Annotated in this window: 19 protein-coding genes; 11 read left to right on the forward strand and 8 right to left on the reverse strand. The window is 38.1% G+C overall.

What is annotated here, in order from left to right; all coding sequences use genetic code 11:
• Nucleotides 1–39: 39 nt before the first annotated feature.
• Nucleotides 40–1,581, reverse strand: coding sequence for an ABC-F family ATP-binding cassette domain-containing protein (locus tag LMC10_RS08180; protein ID WP_020843382.1), 1,542 nt, complete (start codon nt 1,579–1,581; stop codon nt 40–42).
• A 207-nt stretch (nt 1,582–1,788) separates the two neighbouring features.
• Between LMC10_RS08180 and LMC10_RS08185 the strand changes: the two genes are divergently transcribed.
• A complete protein-coding gene (locus LMC10_RS08185) occupies nt 1,789–2,400 on the forward strand; it encodes a helix-turn-helix domain-containing protein (RefSeq protein ID WP_229269491.1) in 612 nt (203 codons plus the stop codon).
• 42 nt (nt 2,401–2,442) lie between these two features.
• Entirely contained in the window at nt 2,443–2,745 is a 303-nt protein-coding gene (locus tag LMC10_RS08190; RefSeq protein ID WP_019251948.1) for a hypothetical protein, read from the forward strand.
• Between the two features lie 270 nt (nt 2,746–3,015).
• On the opposite strand, the gene LMC10_RS08195 is transcribed toward LMC10_RS08190, so the two are convergent.
• Together LMC10_RS08195 and LMC10_RS08200 are read right to left on the reverse strand one after the other, a co-directional pair.
• On the reverse strand, nt 3,016–3,471 hold the full coding sequence (locus tag LMC10_RS08195) for a class Ib ribonucleoside-diphosphate reductase assembly flavoprotein NrdI (protein WP_229269492.1): 456 nt from the start codon (nt 3,469–3,471) through the stop codon (nt 3,016–3,018).
• Between the two features lie 47 nt (nt 3,472–3,518).
• The gene (locus LMC10_RS08200) at nt 3,519–4,121 is read right to left on the reverse strand and encodes a sortase (RefSeq protein WP_229269493.1); all 603 of its coding nucleotides are present in this window, start codon (nt 4,119–4,121) and stop codon (nt 3,519–3,521) included.
• Nucleotides 4,122–4,690: 569 nt separating this feature from the next.
• On the opposite strand from LMC10_RS08200, the gene LMC10_RS08205 reads away from it, so the two are divergent.
• From LMC10_RS08205 to LMC10_RS08235, 7 genes are all read left to right on the forward strand, one after another.
• Nucleotides 4,691–5,323, forward strand: coding sequence for a TetR/AcrR family transcriptional regulator (locus LMC10_RS08205; protein ID WP_229269494.1), 633 nt, complete (start codon nt 4,691–4,693; stop codon nt 5,321–5,323).
• Between the two features lie 347 nt (nt 5,324–5,670).
• Nucleotides 5,671–6,699 carry a C40 family peptidase gene (locus LMC10_RS08210; protein WP_229269495.1) on the forward strand — a complete coding sequence of 343 codons (1,029 nt, stop codon included), beginning with the start codon at nt 5,671–5,673 and terminating at the stop codon, nt 6,697–6,699.
• A gap of 373 nt (nt 6,700–7,072) precedes the next feature.
• Nucleotides 7,073–8,068 carry a tryptophan ABC transporter substrate-binding protein gene (trpX, locus tag LMC10_RS08215; RefSeq protein WP_003675290.1) on the forward strand — a complete coding sequence of 332 codons (996 nt, stop codon included), beginning with the start codon at nt 7,073–7,075 and terminating at the stop codon, nt 8,066–8,068.
• Nucleotides 8,065–8,964, forward strand: coding sequence for an ABC transporter permease (locus LMC10_RS08220; protein WP_003665032.1), 900 nt, complete (start codon nt 8,065–8,067; stop codon nt 8,962–8,964). Before trpX ends, LMC10_RS08220 begins: the two co-directional genes overlap by 4 nt.
• On the forward strand, nt 8,957–9,721 hold the full coding sequence (locus LMC10_RS08225) for an ABC transporter ATP-binding protein (protein ID WP_003669785.1): 765 nt from the start codon (nt 8,957–8,959) through the stop codon (nt 9,719–9,721). The genes LMC10_RS08220 and LMC10_RS08225 overlap by 8 nt, the downstream gene beginning before the upstream one ends.
• 65 nt (nt 9,722–9,786) lie before the next feature.
• Nucleotides 9,787–10,350: a cadmium resistance transporter gene (locus LMC10_RS08230; protein ID WP_229269496.1), complete on the forward strand. Its 564-nt coding sequence runs from the start codon at nt 9,787–9,789 to the stop codon at nt 10,348–10,350.
• Nucleotides 10,351–10,397: 47 nt separating this feature from the next.
• A complete protein-coding gene (locus LMC10_RS08235; protein WP_019252816.1) occupies nt 10,398–10,730 on the forward strand; it encodes an ArsR/SmtB family transcription factor in 333 nt (110 codons plus the stop codon).
• A 72-nt stretch (nt 10,731–10,802) separates the two neighbouring features.
• Here LMC10_RS08235 and LMC10_RS08240 read toward each other — a convergent pair whose 3' ends face one another.
• Nucleotides 10,803–15,287: a mucin-binding protein gene (locus tag LMC10_RS08240; protein WP_229269497.1), complete on the reverse strand. Its 4,485-nt coding sequence runs from the start codon at nt 15,285–15,287 to the stop codon at nt 10,803–10,805.
• 307 nt (nt 15,288–15,594) lie between these two features.
• Between LMC10_RS08240 and LMC10_RS08245 the strand changes: the two genes are divergently transcribed.
• On the forward strand, nt 15,595–16,917 hold the full coding sequence (locus LMC10_RS08245; protein WP_229269498.1) for an MATE family efflux transporter: 1,323 nt from the start codon (nt 15,595–15,597) through the stop codon (nt 16,915–16,917).
• 67 nt (nt 16,918–16,984) lie between these two features.
• On the opposite strand, the gene trxA is transcribed toward LMC10_RS08245, so the two are convergent.
• Genes trxA through LMC10_RS08260 form a run of 3 tightly spaced genes read right to left on the reverse strand, consistent with a single transcriptional unit; the run spans nt 16,985 to nt 18,998 of the window.
• A complete protein-coding gene (gene trxA, locus LMC10_RS08250) occupies nt 16,985–17,302 on the reverse strand; it encodes a thioredoxin (RefSeq protein ID WP_003675303.1) in 318 nt (105 codons plus the stop codon).
• Between the two features lies 1 nt (nt 17,303).
• The gene (locus tag LMC10_RS08255) at nt 17,304–18,059 is read right to left on the reverse strand and encodes a TerC family protein (protein ID WP_003665044.1); all 756 of its coding nucleotides are present in this window, start codon (nt 18,057–18,059) and stop codon (nt 17,304–17,306) included.
• Nucleotides 18,060–18,077: 18 nt separating this feature from the next.
• Nucleotides 18,078–18,998 carry an RluA family pseudouridine synthase gene (locus LMC10_RS08260; RefSeq protein ID WP_229269499.1) on the reverse strand — a complete coding sequence of 307 codons (921 nt, stop codon included), beginning with the start codon at nt 18,996–18,998 and terminating at the stop codon, nt 18,078–18,080.
• A 146-nt stretch (nt 18,999–19,144) separates the two neighbouring features.
• Here LMC10_RS08260 and LMC10_RS08265 point away from each other — a divergent pair, with 146 nt between their 5' ends.
• Nucleotides 19,145–20,062, forward strand: a complete 918-nt coding sequence (locus LMC10_RS08265; protein WP_003665048.1) for a magnesium transporter CorA family protein — start codon at nt 19,145–19,147, stop codon at nt 20,060–20,062.
• Nucleotides 20,063–20,245: 183 nt separating this feature from the next.
• On the opposite strand, the gene LMC10_RS08270 is transcribed toward LMC10_RS08265, so the two are convergent.
• A complete protein-coding gene (locus LMC10_RS08270) occupies nt 20,246–21,679 on the reverse strand; it encodes a C69 family dipeptidase (RefSeq protein WP_229269500.1) in 1,434 nt (477 codons plus the stop codon).
• Between the last annotated feature and the right edge of the window lie 57 nt (nt 21,680–21,736).

Consider the following 21,736-nt stretch of genomic DNA (forward strand, 5'->3'; position numbering starts at 1 on the left):
CGTTTCCCCTCCTTTTTGAATTCATTGTCTCATATATTTCTATTTCAAGCTAAGTTTTTCAACGTTAAGGATCTTATCAAGCCATCCTTCAAAGAATCCTTGTTCGTGACTAACTAAAATTAAATTTCCCGGGAAATCTTGCAGGGCTTTCTTCAATCCTTCCTTAGTCTCGTCATCTAGGTGGTTTGTCGGTTCATCCATGATAAGAAAATTACATGGGGTTAACTCAAGGATTGCCAACTTAACTTTCGTCTGCTCGCCCCCTGATAAAAGGTTCATTTCCTTCATCGTGTTGGCGGCGTTGATTCCGGCACGCGCAAGTTTTGTCCGAATCGTCCGTGGCTGCATCGTTGGGAACATATTTTGAATTGTTTGCAATGGTGTAAGGGTTGGGTCATCCCACTCCAAATCTTGATCAAAGTAATTTATCCGAGCCGATGGGGAGAAGGTTGCGGTTCCGCCCAACGCTGGAATTTTCTTTAAAATTGATTTAATCAAAGTCGACTTACCAACCCCGTTAAATCCAGTGAACAATAATTTTTCACCCATTGTCATCGAGAAAGTTACTGGCGCTAGTAATGGTCGATTATAACCAACTGATAATTTTTCTACCCGTAGCGCATTCGCTGATCCAGTATTTTCATATGGAAAATGGAAAGTTGCTTTTAGATTATCTTCAGGTGGATCAATTTTCTTCATTCGCGCAAGCATCTTTTCCCGCGATTTAGCCATAGTCGATTTTGAACCGGCCTTGTTTTTCCGAATAAACCGTTGCGCCTTTTCAATGACTACTTGTTGTTTTTCGTATTCTCGTTCTTGAGCTTCCTTGCGCTCTTCCTTTTGACGCATCGCTTGTTGGAAGCTTCCGCGGTATTTAGTAATTTTACCAAATGACACATCACAAATGGTATTCGTAACTTGTTCAAGGAAGTCATAGTCATGAGAGATGATCATTGCGGCACCATCAAAATCATTAAGATAGTCGATTAACCATTCAATGTGAGCTGTATCAAGGTAGTTTGTCGGTTCGTCTAGTAAGATGACATCTGGATTTTCCAATAGCATCTTCGCAAGAATAATCTTTGACCGTTGTCCCCCACTCATCTCAGAGACAACATGATCCTTACCGATATCAGTTAATCCCAAACCATTCATTACCCGCTCTACTTCCGTTTCAATTTCATAGAAGTTATTAGCATCAAGTTTTTCTTGGATTCGGCCTGCTTTGGTGAGGAGCTCATCATCCATCTTTTCTGCATAATCCGCATAAAGTTTATTCATCTGGTCATTAAGCTGATAAAGTTCCGTAAAAGCAGTATGGAGGAAGTCAATCAATGTCATCCCCGCTGGAATATCTACATACTGGTCTAAGTATCCAATTTTGACCCCTTTTTGCCATTTAATAGTGCCATCAACTGGGAGAGTTTTCCCAATCAGGATTTTAATCAAGGTACTCTTTCCGGCACCATTTTGTCCGACAATCCCCATATGTTCATGCTTTTCTAGTTGAAAGCTGGCATCTTCATAGAGCTTTTTATCGGCATAGCTCATTGTCAAGCCTTCAACATCTAATACTGCCATTCTATTCTCTCCTCTTTTTCTTACTTATTACGAGCTAAAACTGCTATCCATACTATCATATTTTAGACCCGAGCTTCAATTTATTGGGATAATTCCAGCAAGTAAGTTATTTACCAAAACTATTGATATAACAAGCATGCAACAAACCTTTGCTAGTTTTTGCTTGATAAATTTCATATACTCATCCAAAAACACAGGAGTACCATAATGGAATTCGGAAACTATATTAAAAAACAACGCAATAATTTAGGCTTTACTCAAGCTGAAATTGCCGAAAAATTACATGTCACTCGGCAAACAATTTCCAACTGGGAGCAAGGAAAAAGTTATCCCGATTTAGACACACTCGTTAAGATTAGTGACATATATAAAATCTCAATTGACGCTTTGCTTAAAGGAGACAAAGATTTGAAAAAATATTTAGATCAAGGAAAGGCTTATAATGCTTTTAGTGTTTTTAAGGGATTATTCTTCATAATGGAGGGATTATTTTTCTTACTGACAAATTATCTAGTGGATTATAATTCTCTCATCGTTAATTTTTGTACATTTTCCTTTTTAATTACTTTTGGAATAGCTATTCTTTATGGCGAGCATGTAAAACCGTTCTTTTTAGGAATAAGTAAACAAATGTACAGACAAAAAGGATACAAAAACAGTCAAAAATTTTCTTTAATTGGTAAAATATTTTTTGGAATTTTGATTATCATTATTGCAATTATGGTAATCATTCGAAATGATTCTAATAATTATTTAGGAACTTTAGTATTCATAATGATCGGACTAATGAATATTTTTCAGAAATATATGTTTAGATAGAACCCAATTCAAAATACTAAATAAAGATGAGGTACTCTCAAAATGTTACTATTCCAACTTCACGATATGATTAAGCATAATTATGAACACGGCTTATACTCTCAAGATTACACTTCTAAATCAAACAATTCCAACCCCTCTAAAATTAAGGATTTAAAAAACTTATCTGACTTTCAAATGGGAAAACATCAGGCATACGAAGATTATCAAATTAGCAAAAAATTTAGATTTTATCCGAAATTACCATTTGTACTTTTAAACTTAATTTCTGGAAATAGAATGCAAGAAGTCATAAGTTTTATAAATGGCTATAATCATGAGAAACATAGACTTAAAAATAAATAATCTAAAATACATAAGTAATCATATTTACAAAAAAGCGCCTCATAATCATTAGATTTCTTGTCTAACAATTGTAGGGCACTTCAAATCGCTTCTAAGCTCTTTTATTTCCTTTTGAAGCTTATCATTATCGTCATAATAGTTCCTTTCTCGGAAAGAATAATTGTATCTAGTCATAATACCATATGCCAATGTAGATACCTTAACAATATCTCCTTAATTTATGAGGGAGAAAAAAGCACTTCATGATGCAGCCTTCATGAAGTGCTTTTTCTAACCATAAACTTTTTGAATCACTTGAAGCTTGATTAATGCATAAATTCGTTCAACATCATTTTCTGTTCCACGGGATTCAAAAGCTGTTAAAAATGGTATTTTATAATGACTTGCATAGGCTCGGGCCGTAATGGCATACATTCCGCTTGATGCATCACCAGCGCCAATAAAACCTAAGCATTTTTCATAATTATTATGTGTTTTTAAGTGATGATGCATGGGTGTCGTCAAAATTTCTATCCAATGTTGAGCAAAAGTAACAGTGTACGTAGGCAAGATCACAAAAAAGTTACTTCTTAATTCAATTGGTGAAGTATCTTTGCGAATTTCTGAAAGAGAAATCAGCGGACTATCTTCATTAATACAATGTTGCTGTAATGCGTATTGTTGGAGACGTTCCACAAATCTCCTAACATTGCCTGAAATAGACATATAAATAACATGCACATACATTGTGCTCACCCCCCTTTATTTTCTCTAAATAACCCCTAAATCTAAAATTAAATATTATGAAGTCGATATTTCTTTTTGACTTCTTTTTTTATCCCTGATTGAAGATGTTTTATTGAATATTCATTTTTAAACTCACATTTAACTAGCAATCTTTTCTTATTGTTATCAGTGCATGTTAACAAGATAAGATGATTAGGAGCGTTCTTAAATACTATATCTACTTGCGACGGCATAATTACTTTAGTTGCAGTTATTGTATATTCCTTGACGCTTTTGCCATTAGTAACTAAAACAGTCCTGCCTATTAATCTATGAGAAGTAAGTGGCGTAAATAGGGCAGTACTAGAGTATCCAATATTATGAGCGCCAATAATAAATTCATTACTTTCTTCAAAAGAATGCGGTACTAACATGCCTGCGCCTAAAGTATAGACATCATCAGCTGTATAAGCTGCTAGGGGTACATTCATTTGGAGGGACGGGATTATTACTGCGCCCATATAAGTAGCAGTTGAATGTCGATATTGGCTAATAACATTAAAAAGGTTTAGATATTTAACATTGGGCCAACTATTTCGAGCATCTGCCATCCGTATCTTTGCTGCTTGAAGTTGCGGATGATAATTATTAAGCAGAACTGTTTCGCACATCACTTCCAATCTCGCGTAATTGAATTGAAGAACACCTAGTAAAAATAACGCAATTATAATTAAACATTTCGAAGTTTTGGGAAGATTATGCATTAGCGGTATAGATGATGTCTTTTATCATTGATTAGCTGAACTATCTCTGACACAGAAACAATCAGCAAGCCATATCCCAGATTGCGTAACTTGTGCTCACTTTGAGTACTATTACTACTTGGGAGAATTTTGGTATTGCTTTTCGAATTATTATTAGGGGGTCGAAAAGTAATGCTACCGTAATTAATTGTCCATATAACCATGATAAATAAGACTTCAATTATCCTGATAAGATATCGTTTTTTCATGCTATCCCTCTTTTTCACAAAGTATTACTTCAATCCGCTCGTATTGTAGCAATTAAATTTTGTCGAGTTAATAGATTTCGAGGATTATGTCCCATGAGTAGAAAAGTAACCTCAATAATATAAGTTGTATACAGTTGGTGTATTTTCTATATTAAGTTGTCACATATCTTTTATACTATGGACAGAGCCACTTGCTTAAGATAATTAATTAAGGAGCTGAAGATTGGAATGGATATAAGGAAAATCACTACACAAAGCAGAATAAAAGAGGGGTTCATAATAACTTTATCGACAAAACGATTATCTGAGAGTACAACAACTGATATTGTTAACGCAGCAGAGATTAGTAAGAAGACTTTTTATAATTACTATCAAAATAAGCACGAGCTGCTACGAGAAATTGAAAATGAGTTACTAGCTGGACTAAAACAAGCATTAAGCCAAGACCGGAAGAAATTAAGTGATTTGGGGTATCTTCCAAAAAGTGATGAGATTAGGAACCTAGCTAATACGGCGTTCGACAAAACAATCGCTTATTGCAATGAGCATAAGGTTTATTTATCACGATTGCTTTCTGACAATGGCGATATTCGCTTTTTACAAATGATTGTTAAACTAGCAAACGATGAATTCGACGCACGAGTTCCTTATTTATTTGGAAATATCAAGATTGCTAGCCGTTCAATCATGCCTTTTACATTTATCAAAACGATTTACGTAAACACAATTATTAACTTGCTTATGCTATGGGAGTCTGACCCTGATTCATTGAGTACGAACGATATTAAAGATATTGCTGGCTTGCTTCAAACAAAATCACCAGTTGATTTAATCGACATGTATAAAGAATATTTCGGCTAATAAAGAAGAGTAGAAAATAATCTCCTCGACAAGGCGGTGGGCTAAGCTAGAACGCTAATTAGCACGGCACTCGAGCCTTGTGACGACGCGAAGCTAGTTCCACGTTATATTTCTATTGTTCACAGTCATAGCGCTTTGTCGCGTATGGAGAATCTTTATTCCAATAATTTGAAGAGAAAATTATTACAGCAATTTAACAATTATGTAACAACCGCCACCCTTAAGATATTTTTCATATCTTCTTCACAATATCATCATATAGTAAAAGAGTGCACAAATTAGTTGCATGCATAAAAGAAAAACAAATAATAATTCAGGAGTGAATAATTATCGCTAAGAAAAAAACAATGTCAAAAGTCCTTGCTGCTGCCTTAGGTGCTGCTGGTGCATTAGCTGTTGCTAACACTGCAAGTGCTGACACACAAGTTCAAGTACAATCAGGAGATACAGTATGGGGATTTGCTCAACAATACGCTACTACTGTTGATTCAATTTCTACTGCTAACCAATTAGCTGACCCTAACGTAATTTACGTTGGTCAACAATTAGTTATCCCATCTTCTGCTATCAGTGCTGCTTCTGCTGCCGCAACTGTTGCTGCACCTACTGCAACTGATAACGCTACTGCTAGTCAAGCAGCCGTTGAAACTACTGAAACAACCGCTGCATCAACTACACCAGCTGTTTCTACCACAAACGCAAGCAACGTAGCCGACCAAGCACAACCAACAACAGTCGTATCTGCTGCTTCTGATAACAACACTGCTGCTCAAGTTAGTGCTGTATCCCAAGCTCCAGCCCAAGTAAGTGCTGCTTCTGCTACTATTAGCGTTGCTCAAACTAGTGCTGCAAATACTAACAACAACGTTACTACTTTAACAACAACTACTAACACTGCAGCTCCAACACAAACTACATACGCTGCTACTGAAGCAGTTGCTACTCCACAAAGCAACACTACTGTTCAAAGTACTGCTGCTGTAACTGCTACTCCAGCAACTTCAACTGCTGCTGGCCAAGGTAATGGTTCTACTGCTAATGCGGTTGCTGTTGCTCAAGCACAAATTGGTACTCCATACGTTTGGGGTGGTAACCAACCAGGCGGATTTGACTGCTCAGGCTTAGTTCAATATGCATATGGTCTTGGTTCAAACTACCGGACTACTTACCAACAAACTAACCTTGGTGCCCACCACAGTGATATCCAAAACGCTCAAAGTGGTGACCTTTACTTCTGGGGTCCAGATAGTGCTCCTTACCACGTTGCAATCGCTACTGGTAATGGTGGTTACATCCAAGCTCCTACACCAGGTCAAAACGTTCAAACTGGTAACATCAATTACTACACTCCTAGTTTCTACATCAGCATGAACTAGGATACGAATAGCATAATCATTGAGTAAGATAGAGGATTTTCTTCTACCTTACTCTTTTTTCTTAGCAAATTTTAATAATTATATTGACAGCTTTATTATCATTGGTTATACTTAACAACAATTAATTAAGTAGGGAGTAAGTATAATGAACGTATATCAAACTATCAACGTTAATACTCGTTGGCAAAGCCGGTAATTCAGGTTGTTTCGTCATGGATGCGACCTGAAGAACAGATTGCATCTGTGCCGGCTGAGTTTGATGTTCATTTCAGTCCGCATGGATCCACATGCGGACTTTTATTTTGCCTTTCAAAAAGCGAGGGTCCGTCATGTGGGCTCTCGTTTTTTATTATTTTGTGAGGTGAGATTTTAGATGAAAAGAATGTATAGTTTAATTGCAATTATTATCGCTTTCCTTTGTTTCGCATTCTTTAGAGAAAACAATGGATTCGTAACTAAGCAACGAATTCCAAAGGTTGGTGTGTTAACCTTGATGCACCACCCAGCATTAGATGAAATTTATAAAGGATATGTTGATGAATTAGCAAAGGAAGGTTACCACAACGGTAAAAATATCAAGATTGAGTATCAAAATGCGAATGGTGACCAAAGTAATCTTAAAACAATGGCTTCAAAACTCGTTGATGATAACTCAACTGTTCTTTTTGGAATTACGACCCCGGCTGCTCAAGCATTAGCTAATTCTACTACCAAAACACCAATTGTACTTGGTGCTGTTACTGATCCAAAAGCAGCTGGACTAGTTAAAAATAATCAACACCCTGGTGGCAATATCACCGGAGTATCTGACCAAGCACCAATTCGCGAACAACTCAATTTGATCAAGCAATTCATGCCGCGAATGAAAACACTGGGAGTCATCTACACTTCAAGTGATGCTTCAGCAGTAGCCGGTTACCACCAAATCAAGCGTGAATGTCGTAAGATGAATATTAACTTGAAGGCCTATTCAATTGCCAACAGTAATGACTTAAACCAGGTTTCCGAACAAATGCTTAGCCAGGTTGATGCAGTAATTGTACCAACAGATAATACGATCGCTGGGGCAATGCAAACTTTAGTTAAGAATGCCGATGCTGCTAACAAACCAGTCTTCCCGGCAACTGACACAATGGTTAAGCAAGGTGGCGTTGCAACTTACAGTGTTAACCAACGTGCTTTGGGTGTCCAAGGTGCAAAGATGACGGTTGCAATCCTCAAAGGCAAGTCAAAACCAGCTGATACTCCGATTGAGTACATGAAACATGGGACTCCTGTTCTCAACATTAAGCAGGCTCGAAAACTTAACTTACAAATTCCTGCTCAATTTGAAAAGGATGCAGAAACGAAAGGAGAGGTTTACAAATGAATCTAATCGTATCGTCAATCGGTCAAGGACTATTATGGGCTTTACTTGGTCTTGGCCTTTACCTGACTTTTAGAATTCTTGATTTTGCTGATATGACTGTTGAAGGAACTTTCCCTCTTGGTGCTGCTAGTGCTGTTGCTGCAATCACACATGGCATTAACCCCTTTCTGGCAACTTTAATTGCAATTGGTGCTGGAATGCTCGCCGGTTTGATCACCGGATTGCTCTACACTAAAGGAAAAATCCCAAGCTTATTAGCCGGAATTCTAACTATGACCGCCGCCTACTCCGTTAACCTCCGCATTATGGGTAAATCAAATGTTTCGTTGCTTGGTCAAAAGACTCTCTTTAGCGGTGAATTCATGCGAAGTCTGCCCCAATACTTTGACAGTGTCTTCTTAGGAATAGTTACGATTGCGATTATTACCGTAATCCTGGTCTTCTTCCTTTCAACTGACTATGGGCAGGCTTTTATCGCAACTGGTGATAATCCTGTGATGGCAAAATCATTCGGGATTCATACCGACACAATGGTCATCATCGGCCTAATGGTATCAAATGGGATCGTTGGACTTTGTGGTGCGTTGATTGCTCAAAATAATGGATACGCTGATATTAATATGGGGATTGGAACGATTGTTATCGCCCTTGCCTCAATCATTATTGGTGAAGTAGCCTTTGGTGAATTAACGCTTAACCAGCGACTTGTAGCCGTTACTCTTGGTAGTATTATTTACCGAATCATCTTACTTGCCGTCCTACAACTTGGTTTCTCCGCCAACGACCTCAACCTTATCTCCTCAGTTGTCCTTGCAATCTGCATGATGTTGCCACAACTTGAAGAACGTATTCACCTTAAAAAGCCAATTTTGAAAGGAGTCCGGCCTCATGAATAAACCTATTTTGGAATTACAAGGTGTCAAAACCATTGTTAATAAGGGCACATCGAGTGAAACAACTATTCTTAAAGGCTTAAACCTTAAAATTAATGAGGGAGACTTCATTACGATCGTTGGAACGAATGGTGCTGGTAAATCGACCCTTTTTAATGTCATCGGCGGAAACCTGCACGCTGACGAAGGAAAAATTTTGCATAATGGACAAGATATTACCAATACGACAGAAGAACAGCGAACGGCCTTCCTATCCCGTGTTTTTCAGGATCCAAAACTAGGGACGGCTGCGCGAATGACAGTTGCTGAAAATATGCTATTAGCAACTAAACGTGGTGAACGTCGCCATCTTATTCCCCGGAAGCTCAAAAGTAATATGGACCGTTTCACCAAGCTAGCTGCAACAATGAATAACGGTCTTGAGAATCGTATGAATACTGCTACTGGCGCCCTTTCCGGGGGACAACGGCAAGCATTAAGCTTTTTGATGGCAACAATCAAACGACCTGACATTATTTTGTTGGATGAACACACTGCTGCTCTTGATCCGCACACAAGTCTAAATTTATTACACGCTACTAATGAACGGATCACTAAAGATCATTTAACTGCCCTAATGATTACCCATAACCTTGAAGATGCCTTAGAGTATGGAAATCGTCTAATCGTGCTTAAAGATGGTGAAATCAAAGCAGATTTTAATGCAGAGCAACGAAAATCTCTTACCCCTGAGAAACTTTATACTTATTTTGAAGGATAGTTTGACTATATACCACTTTCGATATATATTAAGTATATCGAATTTGATATATAGGAGACTTAATTATGAATTGGTGGATTATTTTTATCACATTTCTTGCCGTAAACCTCGATTTCTTTTTCATCTTAATCTTTTTACTCGAAAGGTATAACCTTCGTGATGTAATCATTGGCTATCTTGGTGCCCTTCTTGTTCTAGTTACCATCAGCTTTTTGCTAGGAAAAACTCTCGCCATTTTCCTCCCTGAATGGATTTTAGGAATACTAGGGATCCTGCCTATTTACATGGCTCTGCATGACAACGATGAAGACCCAACTCATGCAGAAAAGCACGGCCCAATTATTACCACCTTAATAACCTATCTGGCAGTTTGCGCTGGTTGTAACCTCTCAATCTTCTTACCAATTTTAACGAATCTTACCTTCCAACAATTTACTCAGGCACTTCTTTTTATCGCAGTCCTTTCAATTGCGATCGTGATTCTCATTAAGGGAATTGGTAATATTCCACTAATTAAGCAAGCAATGCAGCGTTATAGCGAAACCTTAATGAAGGTTATTTACATTGGAGTTGGTTGTTATGTTTTTTGGGACAGTGGATTAATTCTCCACCTTATTCACCTTCTTTAGTTTGGTATAATAATTACTAAACCGATTAAAAGGAGGAGCAGCAACCATTGTCTTCCATACAAGCCTTTATTGATGAAGCTGCTAAAATTTATAAAGTTCTAAGCAATAGTACGCGTTTAAACATCTTATATTATCTTCGGCACTATGACGGTGAGGCTGATGTTAAAACAATCGTTAATGATCTTCATCTTGCGCAACCGATCGTCTCAAAACAGCTCGGTATTTTATATCGTTACCAGTTAGTCAGTCGTCATAAAGAAGGGACACGCGTTTACTATGCTTTAGATGATCCTCATGTTATTGAAATGATTGATGATATGTTAAAGCATGTTAAACATGAAATTAAGGGTGAACCTCATCCCCGTAATTTATATAAATAAAGAGTGAACAGGAAACAACCATCAAAAAGGTTATTCTCTATTCACTCTTTTTTCGTTAGGAGCTAAATTTAGTTATTTTTCACTCTTTCGTTTTCCAAAACCAAAGAGACTAGCAAAGGCAGTTACAAGACCTAAACCAATAATTGCAGTTGAATCTTGATTACCGGTTTGTGGAAGCTTATTATTCGCTTCTTTATTAGGGACAACTGGTTTAGCTGAAACTACTTGGTTAATAACAGGCGTTTCACTAGGTTCTTCGACTGGCTTTGTCGGTTGTTGAACTGGTGCTTCAGGGACCGGAACAGTTGGTTGTGGTTGACTCGGTGTTGGCGTTTCCTCAGCAGGTTCATTTGGCTTTTCTGGTTCTGGTGTTGTTGGCTCTTCAGGTGTCGGTTCTTCTGGAGTTGGCTTATTTGGTTCGTCATCTTTAGTATATTTGACAACATAATCAAGATTTTTACTGTCATAAGTAATTGTCTTTCCTGGAATCACCGCATGATCCGGTGTAAAGCCTTCAATTGTTGGACTTTCTACTGGATTAATTGTTTGGGCGGGACTCCATGTATCAGAAATCACTTCATCCGTCCATGGATCTCTAACAATTGTATGCGTAAAGTCAACAGTAATTGTATTATCTGCTGGAAGCGTTGGCCGACCTTCAGTTGCCCCATCAGCATATTCATATTTAATTGTTTGGGTAACAGTCTTGTCTTCCGTTGTCACTTTACCAGGAGCATATCGAACAGTGGATTCAGTATCAGGACTTTCATGAGTTACTGCACTATCACTACCGGCTTGAGCTTGATCAGCATAGTAGCCGGGAATGTTTGGTGTCTTTACAATGCTAAACTTCTGAGCTGGACTCCAAGTGTCAGAAATCACTTCATCTGTCCATGGATTGGTCAAGATTGTTCGAGTGAAGGTTAAGGATTGAAGACTAGTCTTAGGCAATGCTGGACGACCTTCAGTTACCCCATCAGCATATACGTACTTAACAGTTTGGGCAACATTCTTTGTCTCTGTGGTTGTCTTAGCTGGAGCATACTTAACAAAATATTCCGTATCGGCATCGTTATAATTTACGGCTGCATCACTACCAGCTTGGGCTTGGTCGGCATAGTACCCAGGGATGTTTGGTGTATTAACAATCTTAAAGTTTTGTGCTGGACTCCATTCACGGGAAATAATTTCACCAGTGATTGGATTGCGCTTAATCGTTTCGATAAAGGTTAAAGTTTGCACATCGTCTGTTGGTAGAGCAGGTCGATTGGCGGTTTCACCATCCGCATATACATACTTAATCGTTTGCGTAATGGTCTTTGTATTTTCAGTGGTATCTGGTGCTAAGTAGTAAACATCATAAGTCGTGTCTGGACTTTCATTTGTTACTTCGGCGTCACTACCGGCCTGAACTTGGTCAGCGTAGTAACCAGGAATGTTTGGTGTATCAATAATACTAAACTTCTGGGTGGGACTCCATGTGTCAGAAATTACCTCATCAGTAAATGGATTAGTAACAAGCGTCCGGGTAAAGGTTAATGTTTGGACGTTAGGCTGAGGAAGAAGTGCCGGATCACCGGTTACCCCATCAGCGTAATGATAACGAATCGTTTGGGTAACATTCTTCGTCTCTACTTTCTCAGACTTTGCTGGCGCATATTTTACAGTATATTCAGTATCTGGACTATCCTGAGTAATTGTTTCAGTATCGTTACCAGCTTGAGCTTGATCATAATAATATCCATTAATTGTTGGAGTTTGAACCACAGTAAAGTTTTGCGCTGGACTCCAAGTATCAGAAATCACCTCATCTGTCCATGGATTAGTAGTAACCGTTCGATAAAATACCTTTGTTTGAACATCTGTCCGTGGTAAGGTTGGACGATTTGCCGTAATTCCGTCCGCGTATTTATAAGTAATGGTTTGGGTTACTTGTTTTTCTTCTGTAATCTTGCTTACTGGTGCAGCGTAGTAAACAGTGTAGGTTGTGTCTGAATCTTCTGGAATGACATGCGTGTCACCACCGGCTACTTCTTGATCAGCGTAGAAACCTTTTAGTTCAGGTGTCTGCACACTATCAAATTTACTGTAAATTGGATCCCAACTATAGCCGGTCACATCTCCAGTAAATGGATTAGTTTCAATCTTTTGGGTAAAAGTAACTCTCTGGATGTTGTCAGTTGGTAATGCTGGACGACCTTGCGTTACTCCATCCCGGTATGCATAATGAACAGTTTGCGTAATTGACTTAGATTGAGTTGTAATGTTGCCTGGTAAGTAATAAACAATAAACTCAGTATCAGGAGTTGATTGGGTTACATTGGTATTCCCACCAACAACTGCTTGATCATAGTAATAATTAGTATCAGTAGCTTCGTCATGAATATTTGGCGACTTAACAGCAGTAAATTGATTATCAGCTTGGTCAGGCGTCCAAGTATCTTCAATTATATTTCCTTCTGGATCCGTTTTAACGGTGTGGGTAAAGCTCTTTTGTTGAACATTATCTTGTGGAAGAGCTGGACGACCTTCAGTAATCCCATCTTTGTATTGATAATGAACAGTCTGAGTAACTGTTTGGTGTTCAACATTTTCATTTGGTCCAGCGTACTTAACCACAAAGGTAGTATCTGGCGTATTTTGCGTAACATTATCATTTCCACCAACATAGGCAAAATCAGCATAGAAACCGTCAACCTTAGGAGAATATACTGTAGTGAACTTTTGTGCTGGGGTCCAAGTGTCAGAAATAATATCACCAGTTACTGGATTAGTAATAACAGTATGAGTGAATGTTGCTGTTTGAACCTTATTTGATGGTAATGAAGGACGACCTTCAGTGATTCCATCCGCATACTCATATTTAACAGTCTGAGTAACGGTCTTAGTTTCTGTATTAATAATTACACGCCGATATTCGACCTTAGTATCCTCACCGGGATTAGCTGGAGTGATCGTTGCTTGCTTCGGATCACTTAATACCCAACCTTCTGCTGTCAGATCCGGTGAAGCAGTTGCAGCTGCCTTATGAGCATCAGTTTCATCATTATTATAAATTGGTTGGTCCTGAGAAATAACCTGACCATTTTCATCCACTGGGATAATATGACCGAGATCAGCATAAACTAATTGGACGGCATTCGCACCAGGAACAAATGGATTCCGGGCTAAGGTTCCGTTGCTAAAACGATCGACTTGACCAACAGCGACCCGCTTAGTTTCTGTCTTAGCATTTGGCCGAACTAATGAAATATTCATCGTTCCTTGTGGGTCAAGCAGTTCATAGATTAATGTTTGTGATACTGAACGATCCCAATTGTACAGCGTCTTTTGATAATACTTACCAATTTGGAATTGGGAAATTGTCCCTTGATAATCCTTGCCATTTGCAGTATTAGAGAGACTATCCTTTTGATTAGTGAGATAGTAACCCTTAACAACTTGCTTATAGTTATCGACATTAGTAATTAAGAATCGCTGTCCCGTAATTCCGTTAACTGGTACATTAGTTGGCAGCGCAGAGTTAGTCGTATAATTGCCGTCCTTATCCCGATAGATATACTCAATAGCGGGATTATTTAATTCTGGGGTAATATCAACTTTATCAGTGTAATTAATTACTTCTTGGTTGCCGAGGCCATACACTGGGTTAACTGTGCGAATACTCTTAATCGATACTGATGCAGGAACACTAATTGTTTTACCATTAAAGTTAAAGGTAAATGGTTGTGTATTAGAAACACGGAAAATTCGGCTATTTTCACCGTTTGGGCTTGTACTCCCACTTGTTCCTACTGCAATATCTGCGTATCGACCTGGTGCAATAACATAAACATTTCCGTAAATCTTCTTATACTGATCAGTCGTGACATATACAAAGTTATTTCCCTGTGGATTAGCAGGGTCAACAGCTAAAATCAATCGTGCTTGTTGACTATCTAGCGTTGTGTTACGAAGGTTAACAATTTGATAAATATAGTAAGGTTGCCCTTGGCTATTCTTACCAACTAATTTTGCAGCCTGCGTTGGGTAATCTGTTAGGTTTGAAACCGTAATGGTGGAATTAGCTTGCGGTACTGTCCGTTGAGAAACAATATTTTCGTCAGTAGCAAAACTTGAAGTTGCTGGCGTTACTGATTTGACTTCCTTGTTTTCATTATTGGCAACATTTGAAACACTGCTCTTCAACACTGTATCACTTGATTGTTCTTTTACAGGATCAGCTGTTTTTTCAGTATTATTCTGTGCATTGTTTTGGTTATTTTCTACTGAAGCTTTCTTTTCCTGATCATTACTTGAAACAGGTACTGTGCTTTCTTGCTTATTAGAATTTTGAGTAGCATTGCTTTCGGTGGTTTGTGAAGTGGTTAATGCCGCTTTGCCTAAGTCAGTTGTTTTTACAACTACTTCACTTGTATCAGTTGGTGTTGTTGCACTACTCTGACTGGTGACATCCGCATGTACAATCCCAGCAGATCCCAATACGGCAGCAGAAATCATTGCTGTCATCCAAAGCTTCCCCGATTTATAAAGCTTATAGTGTTTCTTTTCTTCCATGATTTTGCCCCTCTTCTTTGAAATTCTCACTCATTATAAAATTTAAAAATTACTTTTACTACAAAAGTTATAAAAATATATATTAAAACAAATCCTTATTTAACAAGCAATAGCACATATTTAAACACTGCAAGTAAGGCCAATGCTAATAAAAAGTTTTTTAAAATTGTTAAAATATTTTATTTTTGTTATCTACAGTTAACCACTTTCAGACTTTTGTATAAAAAATTTAATGAAATAATCAGTCTTTCATTTTGTATTCTGATTAGCGTAAAATGATTAGCAGATTGTTAAAAGGAGATTTAAAATGGACGAGCTATTTGAACATTCTTCAATCAAGCGAGCATACTTTACGCTAGCCTTACCGGTTGTGTTAAGTATGGCTGTAACCTTGATTTATAACATGGTTGATACTTTTTTCGTGGCTAAAACCGGAAACCCCAATTTAGTTGCCGGTGTTTCCCAGGGAGCACCGATTTTTACGTTAATGATTGCTCTTGGGGATATCTTTGGTCTTGGCGGAAGCTCAGTTATTTCCCGCTTATTTGGTGAACACCGTGATAAATTAGCACGCTTTGTCAGCGGTTATTGCTTCTATGCACCGATTATGTGTGGAATCATCGTTACTGCAATAATGATTATCTTTCAAACACCAATTTTACATTTATTGGGTGCTTCCCCTGCTACTTGGCAATATGCACGAGAATATTACTTAGTGATCGCTTGGGGCGCGGTTTTTATTATCTTTGGCCTCTCACCAACTAATATTTTACGAACAGAAGGTCTAGCCATTCAGTCGATGATCGCTAGTATGGTAGGGACCGGAATTAATATCGTTTTAAATCCGATCTTTATTTTCACCTGTGGGCTCGGCGCGGCTGGTTCCGCACTAGCTACTGTAACAAGTACTGTTATTGGCGATATTTTAATGATTTATTATTTGCGAACAAAGAGTAAAAAGCTGACGACTTCAATTCATGAAACAAAAATCGGCTGGAAACTCCAATTTGAAATCTACGCTATCGGAATCCCGGCCTCGGTTACTAACATTATGGCAACGTTTGCGGTTGCGTTAACTAATTGTTACTTGATTGTTCATGGCGCGGATAGTGTAGCTGCCATGGGAATTGCGATGAAAGCAAATATGATCATTAATATGGTAATGGTTGGTTTTGCATTTGGCGCGCAACCCTTGATCGGATACGTATATGGCGCTAAAGATGAGCAACGGTTTAATAAAGTTGTTAAATTTGATATTCAAGTTGTTGCTAGTCTTGCCTTTATGCTCACTATTATTCTTTTCATTTTCGCTCCCCAGGTTATTCGCATTTTCATGAATGATCCCCAAATAGTAAAAGAAGGTGCCTTGATGCTTCGCTGGCTATCAGTTTCGACTACTCTTGCTGGTATCATTCTTGTTTTTACAACCATGTTCCAATCGATGGGAAAAGCAACGCCTGCATTTTGGTTATCATTCTGTCGTCAGGGATTGATTTTCGGGGTAGTGATTAGTATTTCCGCAAAATTATTTGGTTATACTGGAATCATTGCTGCTCAAGCTGTTTCTGATTGTTTAACCTTTATCCTGGCACTTCTTTTCTTCTACTTCTATCGCCCACGTTTTAAATAAAATAGATTTTGACAGACAAAAAAGCCTCTACCGTTCAACTTTTTCAAACGTTAGAAGCTTTTTTAATTTATTCAGTTATTTTTCGTTCAAAATAATGAGCTAGTTTAGCCTCTGGATAATATCCAGTTACCTTTTCTTTCGCCTGTCCGTCTTTAAAAAGGACCAGACTTGGGACACTCATTACTTTATACCGTTGTGCAATTTCTTGATTTCCATCAACATTCATCCGCACAAACTTGATTTTATCGCCGTATTGTTTTTCAAGCTTCTGCATAGCTGGTTCCATCATTTTACATGGACCACACCATGGTGCCCAAAAATCAACAACCGTTATTGAGCCTTGAACATCCTTATCAAAGGTCTCAGCTGTTGCATCAATTGCCATTTTATTCTACCTTCTTTTTCTGTGATCTACGTATAAAGTGAATAATAATCGTTACCGCAAAAACAAGCAAGATAAAACTACCGAAAATCCCTGATGGAATCTCGATATCAATTGCAGGGATCGTTAAGAAGAGCTTAATAGCAATCACAAAGATTAAGATATATGCCATCGGTTCTAACTCAGGAACTTTGCGCATCAGTTTCATAATAACTTCAGCAATTCCTCGCATACATGCAATCCCAATCAGACCACCGATTAAGACAATAACCGGATTATTAGAGACAGCTAATGATGCCAAAACAGAATCAATGGAGAAAATAATATCCATAAATTCAATCTGTAAAACAACTGTCCAAAAAAGCTTTCGTCCAGTTAAACGCGTTTTACCTTCACGGGTCTTTCGCATTGCTCGCTTACCAAAGAACTTATTATGAAAGTAACGATAGACAAGGTAAATTAAGTAAGCAGCTCCAATAACTTTGATTTCCCAAAAGTTAATGAGATATACTCCGATTCCAATAATTAAGAACCGAAAAATGTAAGAACCCCAAATACCATAGAAAAGTGATTCTTCTTGTTCTTTTAACGTTGGTAATACACGTGTCTGAGCCGCTAACACAACAGCATTATCAACTGACAGTAAACATTCAATCATAACCAACGAAAAGATGATTAACCAATCCTGCCCTGATGTAACGACTGTTGCCCAGTTATGTGGATCAAAAAATGGTCCATACAACTTCTCTAAAAGTGACAATTAATGTCCTCCCTTAATTTAAATTTGCTTTTTAGCTAAGTTATATTTTACCAAATAATTTTTAAAATACGATGGTAATGGCGCACTAATATTTAAAGATTTCATTACGAAGGGTAATATGAGTTTTTGCGACACACCATGAAGCAGCATTCCCTCTGTTGATAAAGGATTATAAAGCGGATCGCCAACAATCGGATGACCACTATGCGCTAAATGAACCCTAAGTTGGTGGGTACGGCCAGTTACTAAGCGAAGTTTCACCAAGGAACGTTCACGATTACTTGCCAGTGTATCATAATAGGTCAAGGCCGGCTGCGCGTTTTGTCCGTTTACTTGGTGAAGATGGGGATTCTCTGGATTACGCCCAATTGCCCAATCGAACTTTCCACTTTTGGCCATTTTCCCTTCCACTACCGCCAAATATTGTCGGTGAATTTGTCCCTCGCTAATTAATCGATTGAGGATTGGGACCACAATTGGATTTTTAGCAACAACTACTGCTCCACTTGTTTGTAAATCTATCCGATGAACCATATAAGCATTATTTTCGCTATTCACTAAATAACCCGCCACATCATTCATTAATGTTCCTGTTTCGCCATGATAATTAGGGTGTGTTTTTTGTCCCCGCGGTTTATTTACTACTAACAAATCACGATTCTCATAGAGGACTTCCAAATGTGGCTGCGAAGACGGAATATAATCATTTGCGGCGGGGGTACGAATTTCATCACCACAAAATAATAATTGAATATTATCATTTTTCTCCACAATCTCATTCATGGATCGATAGTTGCCATTAACAAGCACTGTCCGCCTAATTCTTAAATAGTGAATCAACCGACTAGGAAGCAGCCATTGATCATGCAGCAACTTGCGTAATGGTTTTGTCTCCTGGTCATCAGTTAATTTTTCATTAATTTGCCACCGATACTTCATTTTACTCACCTCTCTTTCGCCTAAATTCTGATAAGATTATTTTACTGTATTTCCCAGGAAATATTTAGAATATTTTTAAGTCTGTTTACTTTTATCCGATAATAGCGTTGAATAGAGTATGAGTAAATTTAAGGGGATGGGTACTGATGTTAACAACAGAACAAATTAATGATCATAGTAAATGGATAAGTATATTTGAACCTCTCCCCCATGAGCGACTAGATTTAATTGAAAAATACGAGGTTACTCAAGAATTACTTGATTACGCAATTGATCCCTACGAAAAAGCCCGGGTTGAAATTGATCCAGATGCAGGAGTTACATTATTAATTTTCGATGTCTATGTGCCAACTCATGCTGTAACGGCTCCACAGACCGCACCAATTGGCATCATGCTAACTGCTAATAATATCATTACTTTTACAAATGCAAAAACTAACTTTGTAAACGGAATCATCGCTAATCAGCTGCAATTATTAAAGAAACACGGGGAAAATGACGACAAATTAAACTTAGTCTTTCCGGTTCTTTATCGCCTTTCAACCGATTATTTTGGTCCTCTTCGTCGTGCAGATCAACAGCGACAAGAAATTCAACAAAATCTTCAACGACGAACAGGCCGCCAAGCTATTACCCAATTTATGGAAATCGAAACTGGACTAGTTTATATTCTTACCTCGCTCAAAGGGAATGTTTCCCTACTTGAAGAATTTAAACGCCGCTTTGGTAACCATATTACTACAAAGCAATATAATGACCTTGATGATGTAATTGTCGAAGCACAGCAAGGTCTAGAAATGGCCCAGATGACTTCAGATGTTTCTGCCCGTGTCTCTAATGCTTATAGCAAGGTTCTTGATAGTGACCTAAACCAAACGATGAAATACCTCACCATTTATTCAATTGTTCTCTCAATTCCAACAATTGTATCTGGTTTTTACGGTGAAAACGTCAAATTACCCCTCGCAAATGGGACGTATTCATGGGTTTTTACAATCTTCATTACTATTGTCTTAATGTTGGCATGTGTCATCTTTCTTATTAATCGTCATTGGTGGAAATAAATAGTGAGTGGAAATTAACCTTCTCGACAAGGCGGTGGGCTAAGGATAGAACGGTGATTAGCACGGCACGGGCTGATTATCGTTCGGACTTAGCCTCGAGCCTTGTGGTTAATTTCCACGATATCTTGACTAATCGTAGGAAAGAGGCTGAGAAAAAAACTCCGTTTTTTCTCAGCCTCTATTTTATAAATTATCGCCACGTTCAAATTGGAACTTAGAATTTAACAACGCTTCATGCAAAAGCTGGTTAATCAATTTATGGGTTTCATTCAGAATATGATTAGCGGTTTTCATATTTTGTTCAGTTAGGTAGTTAATTAAATTAGCTGAATTTTGAATCTGAGCTGTTCTTGTAATTGTATCTACTCGTCCTACGCCATAGCTTTGACACCGATCACGGAAATCATTTACTTCATTGATAAATTCATGATATCGTGGTTCTACAATAACTTCTAACAGTTTATTTAGCCAATAAGCACTCTTATCCGGCTGGGCATCATCGGTTGCATACTTGTATTTTGCCGGAGTATCACTAATATTTGTAAAGAACGGAACGTAAGGACTATAGCAATAAAAGCCAAAATTAATCCATTGAATAGCAGCATATTGTGCTGGTACGTCATTCCGAATTTGTAAAATACACGAACTTTGATTACGATCAAGTGCAATTGAACGGAATTTCCGCTGTTCCTCTGGTGTTCCAGAAGCATAAGTTCCCATTGGATCATAAGAGGTACCGTTATAATGCGATGAGAGGAAGTACTCTACATCCTCAACGGCAATTTTCTTTTCTGCATGTTGAATAAATGGAATTTTTTGGCTGGTAGGCTCCTGTTTTAAGGATGGAGTAAAGAGCTTTTGACCGTACCAAGAACGAGGGGTGTTGTAGTAGGCATCTGCCTCATCCTGTGTGCCAAAAATATTCCGGAAATTAAACGTTTGTGGATCAGGATTTAAATGATATTTTTCAACAAAATCTTTAATTTGCGGCGCATGCATGAAGCTATCGTGATCGTTAAAGTCGACCTCTTCGATACACATAATATTTGGTGCAATTGCATAAGCATCATCAGGAATCCGCTGGGCAACCCATTGATGACCTCCACCGGTTTCAAAATACCAAACTTCATCCTTATCGCTAAAGGCAATCCCATTGCTTTCACCAGTACCGTACTTTTCAATTAATGATCCAAGCCGTTGAACACCTTCACGGGCAGACTTAATAAATGGTAGGACAAGATAAACCATTGAATCTTCATTAATTCCGTTTTCTACTAACGGATCATGACCAAGCACCCTGGCATTTGTCATTTCGGTTTCTGTCGCACTCATTGCAACATTATATTCATTAATGCCTTGCTCATCCCAGCGTCCTTCATCAAGCACGCCATTGGGAGTTGCCGTATAACGGCATCCCTGTCCCTTCATCTCAACAGTTAACCCATTATATTTTGAAACATAATGTTCACCGGTGTAATCCTTGGCAGGAAATACTTTGAATGTCTTAGGATTGACTCCATCTTCAGCATCCTCATCACGTGCAATAATTGTTGAACCATCAATCGTAGCATTCTTTCCAACAAGCATTGCCGTACAACTACTCATTAGCTTTTGCATAATATACGCTTCCTTCCACAGTAGTTACTGTACTTTCTAATAATACCACTATCTGGA

Origin of the sequence: Limosilactobacillus reuteri subsp. simiae (assembly GCF_020784875.1) — a bacterium.
In the GTDB taxonomy this organism is placed as follows: Bacteria; Bacillota; Bacilli; order Lactobacillales; family Lactobacillaceae; genus Limosilactobacillus; species Limosilactobacillus reuteri_H.